2 protein-coding genes are annotated in these 1,856 nt (G+C 60.9%); both read left to right on the plus strand.

The window, feature by feature from the left end:
- Positions 1 to 846: 846 nt before the first annotated feature.
- Positions 847 to 1,134, plus strand: coding sequence for a gamma-butyrobetaine hydroxylase-like domain-containing protein (locus EOC94_RS33245; protein WP_127295854.1), 288 nt, complete (start codon positions 847 to 849; stop codon positions 1,132 to 1,134).
- A gap of 8 nt (positions 1,135 to 1,142) precedes the next feature.
- A partial coding sequence (locus EOC94_RS33250; protein ID WP_127295855.1) for an FAD-binding protein occupies positions 1,143 to 1,856 on the plus strand: 714 nt, incomplete at its 3' end.

Below are 1,856 nucleotides of genomic sequence, written 5' to 3' on the forward strand. Positions count from 1 at the left end.
GGGCCTACACCTACACCTGCATGTCCACCGCCCGAATTGGAAGCAGCGATCCACGGCATCACCGCCTCGGGGTCTTCCAGGAGTCCGGCTCGCTTCGCGAAGCCGACAAAGCATCGCGCGCCACCCCCAGCGGCTTGCGGCCGTCGTTTGCTTGGTAGCACGCGTAAAGGGCGGTTTTATGGATCAGACTGCTGCGGTCCTCCGGCCGAAGACCGGGCTGCTGAATGCGGTGACGTTCATTCGTTCCCTCCAAACTGTCGAATGGCTCGGCGTATGAGAAACCGCCGTTGGGATCGTCGGCGACCGTCGCGGAATGTGTTGTCAGCCTTATGACGGTCCAAGACGGCGCATGCCGCGCCAGAAGCCAACTGCCCGCGGGCAACGATGCTGACTTGGCTTGCAGCGCCCTTTGACAGCCCGGCTGTTGGCTCGGTGCGGGAAGGACTATGAGCACGCACGCTCTTTGCGCTGCGCGGGCGCAACCCGAGCGCATTCGGAAATCTACGCTATACCCTACACGGCCACGCGCCAGACTGATGGCGCGCTGACATTCGACGCCGGTGCTTATAGGTGACCTGCAGGAGGAACCGGCAGATGGCGAGGCGGCCTGCTGGCCGTCTGGAGACCTGCCGCAGCGAGGCTTCCATCGCCCCGCCCCGAGTCCGCGATGAGCGCGTGCGGCGAGGCGCCGAAATGGACCTCTCCGAGATTCTCAGTCAATCGCGCGAGGCTTTCTGGTCCCCCAGGACACAAGGATGCCTTTTGGGTTGCGGCAGCAGCAGGCAATTTATTGCGTGTCGAACCAGGACTGGTTCCTACAATGGCGCGGCACGATCAGGAAACGCCATGATACCTTTGAAAATCAGAATCAACGCAGAACGCCGATCCCTAGCTATCACATGGGATGACGGCAATTTCTCCCTTATACCTGCTTCACGGTTGCGGGCACTCAGCCGAGCTGCACATCACATCCGGTCCTCCATTGACGGGAGGAAGCATTCATTCGACGACGTGACCGTCACGAGCGCCGAGGCTATCGGCTCCTACGCCATACGTCTAGTTTTCTCGGATGGCCACGACCGCGGCATCTACCCGTGGCGCTATCTGCGCGAAATCGCCGACACACAGGCCTGAGCAAGACAATGGACAACTTTGTCGAAGGACTGGCGGAAGTCGCTTGCGATGTTCTGGTAATTGGCGGCGGCACAGCCGGTCCGATGGCCGCGCTGAAGGCCAAGCAGCGCAGTCCCGACTTGAACGTCGTGCTGCTCGAAAAGGCCAATGTGAAACGCTCGGGCGCGATCTCGATGGGCATGGATGGGCTGAACAATGCTGTTGTGCCCGGCTACGCCACGCCTGAGAAGTATACTAAGGAGATCACGATCGCCAACGATGGCATCGTCGACCAGGCCCCGGTCTTCAAATATGCGTCGCGCTGCTACGATATTATCCAGGAGCTCGACCGTTTCGGCATACGCTTCCAGAAAAACGCCAATGGCGATTTTGATCTGAAGAAGGTTCATCATCTCGGAACCTACGTCCTGCCGATGCCGAATGGCGACACGGTGAAGAAGGCACTCTATCGCCAGCTCAGACGCGAAAGGATTCTGATCTCTAATCGCCACATGGCGACGCGCCTGTTGACCGCGAAGAACGGCGGGATCGCGGGGGCGATCGCGGTGAATACGCGCTCGGCCGAGTTGCTCGTGCTTCGCGCCAAGACCGTGATCCTTTGCATGGGCGCGGCCGGCCGTCTGGGACTGCCGCACTCGGGCTACCTGTTCGGGACCTATGAGAACCCCACCAATTCCGGGGAAGGCTATGCCATGGCCTATCACGCGGGCGCCGCGCTCGCC

Source organism: Mesorhizobium sp. M6A.T.Ce.TU.016.01.1.1 (assembly GCF_003997065.1).
GTDB lineage: Bacteria > Pseudomonadota > Alphaproteobacteria > Rhizobiales > Rhizobiaceae > Mesorhizobium > Mesorhizobium mediterraneum.